This window comes from Stenotrophomonas sp. 05L44_2 (assembly GCF_056665995.1).
The window spans coordinates 1-4,428 of the sequence record NZ_JBFTNR010000341.1 but is presented as its reverse complement, the minus strand read 5'-3'; the positions used below and the strand labels follow the sequence as shown (position 1 = coordinate 4,428).

Genomic DNA, 4,428 nt, shown 5'->3' with positions numbered 1-4,428 from the left:
GGGTGGCTGGACCTGGTCGCGCGGCTTCTCCAGCGCGGCGCAACCGGCCAACCGCCAGGCCTTCGTCGCTTCGTGCATCGACGCCTACATCAAGGGCAACCTGCCGGTGACCGACGGTGCCGGTGGCCCCGGTGCGGCGTTGGGGGTGTTCGATGGCATCGACATCGACTGGGAATACCCGGTGGCCTGCGGTATCGCCTGCGGCACGCCCGAGGACAACGCCAACTTCACCGCGCTGATGGCCGAATTCCGCCGCCAGCTCGATGCGGTGCGCCCGGGCCTGCTGCTGACGGTGGCAGTCGGCGCCGGCATCGACAAGATCCGCGTCACCGATCCGGCCGCGTACCACCCGTACCTGGACTACATCAACGTGATGACCTACGACTTCCACGGCGCGTGGGATGCGAAGACCAATCACCAGTCGGCGCTGTTCGATTCGCCGAATGATCCGTCCACCGGCGACCAGAAGCTGTACAACAGCAACGACGCCATCGAGGCCTTCATCAGCCGTGGTGTTCCCGCCGCCAAGCTCAACCTGGGCATCGGTTACTACGGGCGCGGCTGGACCGGGGTGACCAACGCCAACAATGGCCTGTACCAGAGCGCCACCGGTGCGGCACCGGGTACCTACGAGGCTGGCATTGAAGACTGGAAGGTGCTGAAGAACCTGGCGTGGCCGAGCTACACCGACAACACCGCCGGTGCCACCTGGATCTACAACGGCAGCACGTTGTGGAGCTTCGATACCCCGGCCAACATCACCCGCAAGATGGGCTACGTGAAGACCCAGGGACTGGGCGGTGCGTTCGTCTGGGAGTTCAGCGGCGACGATGCGCAGGGCACGCTGACCAAGGCGGTCAGTGATGGGTTGAAGTAAAAAAAAAGCCGGGGGCGCACTGCGTCCCCGGCTTTCTGTCTGATGCATCCGCCGGGCATGGCCCGGCGCTACCCGCCCATCCACGGTAGCACCGGGCCATGCCCGGCGGCGTTTCAATCAGCGCTTGGCCGACAGCTTCTCCAGCGCAGCACGCAACTGCGCCGGCGGCAGGTAGCCGCCGAGCTGGGTGCCATCGGGCGCGAAGATCGCCGGCGTGCCATTCACGCCCAACTGCTGGCCCAGGGCGTACTGCATCGCCACCGGGTTGGTGCAGTTCTTCGCTGCCACCGTGCCACCACGCTTGGCATTGGTCAGCGCCTGGCGGCGATCGGCCGCGCACCAGACCGAGATCATGTCGGTGTAATCCTTGCTGCCCAGCCCCATGCGCGGGAAGGCCAGGTATTCGACGGTGATGCCGTTGCGGTTGAGCTCGGCGATGTCCTGGTGCAGCTTGCGGCAGTAGCCGCATTCGATGTCGGTGAACACGCTGATGGTGTACTTCGCGTTCGGCGCGGCGAACACGATGCGGTCGCCATGGTTGGCCTTGGCCAGCAGGTCGCGACGGTAGCCCAGCAGGCCTTCGCTGTTGGCCGGGCTCTTGGCGCGGGTGTCGTAGGGCTGCGACTGGAACAGGTAGCGGCCGTCGTCGGAGACGTACAGCAGCTGGCCGGAGACCACCACTTCACGGAAGCCCGGGAAGGGCGCGGCACCGATGTAGTCCACCTGGAAGCCGGGGTTGAGCTCGGTCAGCGCCTTGCGCACGGCCTGCTCGGCCGGAGCATTGGCCGTGGCGGCAGGGCCGGCCTTGGCTGCCGCTGCAGCGGGGGCCTTTGCGGCGGGCGGGGCGGGCTGGGCGCAGGCACTCAGGCTGAGCGCGCCGAACACGGCGGCGATGGCGAATCGGAGCATGGAGCAGTCCGCAGCAGAAAGAAGACCCCGGATTCTGACACAGCCATCCTGAGCGGTCCGCGATGCCGCGCACAGGCCCGGCAGGGGTTCAGCCGCGGGCTCAGCCGCGTGGATGATGGCGGGCGTGCAGTTTCTGCAGGTGTTCGCGTGCGACCAGCGTGTAGATCTGCGTGGTGGACAGCGAGCTGTGGCCCAGCAGCATCTGCAGCGCGCGCAGGTCGGCGCCACGGTTCAGCAGGTGGGTGGCGAAACTGTGCCGCAGGCCATGCGGACTGATCCGCGCCGGGTCGATACCGGCCACCGCCGCATAGCGCTTGACCAGGTGCCAGAACGCCTGGCGGGTCAAGCCATGCAGCGCCGGTTCGATGAACAGCGGCGTCTGCCCGTCGGCCAGCGCCTGCACCTTGCCCTTCCCCACCAACTGCGGTCGCGACTGCTGCAGGTAGCGTTCCAGCCAGTACTGCGACTCCTCGCCCAGCGGCACCAGGCGTTCCTTGCTGCCCTTGCCGGTCACCCGCAGCACGCCCTGGCGCAGGTTCACCGCCGTGGCGGGCAACAGCACCAGCTCGCTCACCCGCAGCCCGGCGGCGTACATCAGCTCCAGCATGGCGCGGTCGCGCAGGCCGAGCGGACTGTCGATATCCGGTGCCGCCAGCAGCGCGTCGATCTGGCTCTCTGCCAGTGCCTTGGGCAGCAGCCGTGGCAGCTTCGGCGGGTCCAGCAGCGCGCTGGGATCCTCGCTGCGTTCGCCACGCCGCACGGCATCGGCAAAGAACGCGCGCAGCGCCGACAGCAACCGCGCGTTGCTGCGCGGCGACCAGTTGTGGCGGGTGCGCCAGGCCAGGTAATCGAACAGACCGGCGCGTTCAACACCGGCCAGACCACCGTCGCGCCCGTCACACCAGCGCGCCAGGCCTTCAAGGTCGCGGCGATAGCTGTCCAGGGTGGCGCGGGCCAGACCGTGCTCGGCCCAGATCGCATCGAGGAAACGCTGGATGCGCTGGCTGTCCTCGCCGCGCAGCTCCGGGAGTTGCTGGACCAGCTGACGACGTTCGGTGGGAGTGGAAGTGACGGCCATGCACGCAGGATACGAGGCCAACTGCGGGCACGGCCAGCATTGCGTATGCTCGGCACATGTCGAGCCCCGCCACCGATGCGGCCCACGTCGCCGCTGATACGCCCCGCCCGCGCGCGCTGCTGCTGTGGCGCCTGCTGGCGATGATCTATGACGCGCTGCCGGTGCTGGCCTTGTGGATGCTGGCCGRCACGGCCTTCACCCTGGCCTATACGTTCAGCGGCCATGCGCAGCGCGACAACATCGCGCCTTTCAGTGCCTGGCAATGGCTGTTGTGGGCGGTGTGCTGGGCCATGACCGGGTGGTATGCCACCGCCAGCTGGCGGCGCGGTGGGCAGACGCTGGGCATGCGCCCGTGGCGCTTGAAGCTGGAATCACGCGATGGCACGCCGTTGCGACGCGGCCAGCTGTGGCTGCGCTTCGCGGTGGCCACGCTGTCGTTGCTGCTGGGCGGATTGGGCTTCTGGTGGGCCTTGGTGGATCGCCAGCGGCTGACCTGGCACGACCGCGCGAGTGCCACGCAGCTGCTGCGGATGCCGAAGCGCTGACCTGTCCTGGCAGCGCCGGGCCATGCCCGGCGGACGCGGGATATCGCACACCTTCGCCGGGCGTGGCCCGGCGCTACCGGAATCAGCCCGATTTGCGCCGGAACAACAACCCGGACACGGCCAGCATCACGATCGGCGGCAGCGCATAGGCAATGCGGTAGTCGAACTTGAGCGCACCGGCCATGCGGCCGAAGAACAGCTGCAGCAGCCAGAACGCCAGCGCGAACAGGATGCCCAGGAACAAGCGCTTGCCCATGCCGCCACTGCGCAGCGAACCGAACGCGAACGGCACCGCCGCCAGACACAGCGCCAGCACATTCAACGGATAGAACCAGCGGCTCCAGTACACATCCTCGTAGTCGCGTGCATCCAGCCCGTTGCGCTCGCGGTAGGCGATGCTGGTGCTCAGCTCGGACACGCTGAGGTTGCGCGGCTTGGCGATGCCGGTGGCCAGGGCGCCGGCATCCAGCTTGGAATTCCACGGCTCACGGGCCGCTTCCTGGCGCGTTGCCGAGCGCTCGCCGAAGGTGTCACGGCGCACGCCGGTCAACACCCAGCCATCCTTGTCATGCTCGGCGGTGGCCGCATGGGTCAGCGTACCGATCCGACCCTCTTCGTCGATCTTGTACAGGCGCACGTCACGCAGAATCAGCCGGGTGCCCTTGTCGCCGACCAGCTGTTCTTCGCCACTCTGTGCGTTGAGGAACGTGTCACCTTCACGCGCCCACAGGCCGGAGTAACGCGCCACCGCCATGTCGGTGCCCCACTTGGCACTCATCTTCAGCGAATCGGCGCGGTTCTGGCCCCACGGCCCCAGAGTCTCGGCGCTGATCACCATCAGCCCGGTCAGCAGCGACAGGGCGATCGCCACCGACACGCTCAGGCGCTTGCGCGACAGGCCCAGCGCGCGCAGCGCCGTCAGCTCCGAGGTCGCGGCCAACTGGCCCAGGCCCATCAGCGCGCCGATCACCGCCGCGGTCGGGAACATCGTGTAGGCCCGGCGCGGCACGGTGTACAGC

The 4,428-nt window shown here is 68.0% G+C and carries 5 protein-coding genes; 2 read left to right on the top strand and 3 right to left on the bottom strand.

Going from position 1 to position 4,428, the window contains the following annotated elements; all coding sequences use genetic code 11:
• Nucleotides 1-877: glycoside hydrolase family 18 protein (locus AC1VAN_RS12940; protein ID WP_480985934.1), on the top strand; the 877-nt coding region annotated here is incomplete at its 5' end.
• A gap of 117 nt (nucleotides 878-994) precedes the next feature.
• On the opposite strand, the gene AC1VAN_RS12935 is transcribed toward AC1VAN_RS12940, so the two are convergent.
• Nucleotides 995-1,786 (bottom strand): thioredoxin fold domain-containing protein, encoded by a 792-nt coding sequence (locus tag AC1VAN_RS12935; protein WP_032977259.1) that lies wholly within the window; start codon nucleotides 1,784-1,786, stop codon nucleotides 995-997.
• A 100-nt stretch (nucleotides 1,787-1,886) separates the two neighbouring features.
• Nucleotides 1,887-2,864: a site-specific tyrosine recombinase XerD gene (xerD, locus tag AC1VAN_RS12930; protein ID WP_442252316.1), complete on the bottom strand. Its 978-nt coding sequence runs from the start codon at nucleotides 2,862-2,864 to the stop codon at nucleotides 1,887-1,889.
• A gap of 56 nt (nucleotides 2,865-2,920) precedes the next feature.
• Here xerD and AC1VAN_RS12925 point away from each other — a divergent pair, with 56 nt between their 5' ends.
• Nucleotides 2,921-3,409 carry an RDD family protein gene (locus tag AC1VAN_RS12925; protein ID WP_480985933.1) on the top strand — a complete coding sequence of 163 codons (489 nt, stop codon included), beginning with the start codon at nucleotides 2,921-2,923 and terminating at the stop codon, nucleotides 3,407-3,409.
• A gap of 82 nt (nucleotides 3,410-3,491) precedes the next feature.
• Here AC1VAN_RS12925 and lptG read toward each other — a convergent pair.
• Nucleotides 3,492-4,428, bottom strand: a 937-nt coding sequence (lptG, locus tag AC1VAN_RS12920) for an LPS export ABC transporter permease LptG (protein ID WP_480985932.1), incomplete at its 5' end; no start/stop codon positions are given.

Coding starts and splice junctions, on each gene's coding strand:
- AC1VAN_RS12935 (WP_032977259.1), bottom strand. CDS start 1,786: ATGCTCCGATTCGCCATCGCCGCCGTGTTCGGCGCGCTCAGCCTGAGT.
- xerD (WP_442252316.1), bottom strand. CDS start 2,864: ATGGCCGTCACTTCCACTCCCACCGAACGTCGTCAGCTGGTCCAGCAA.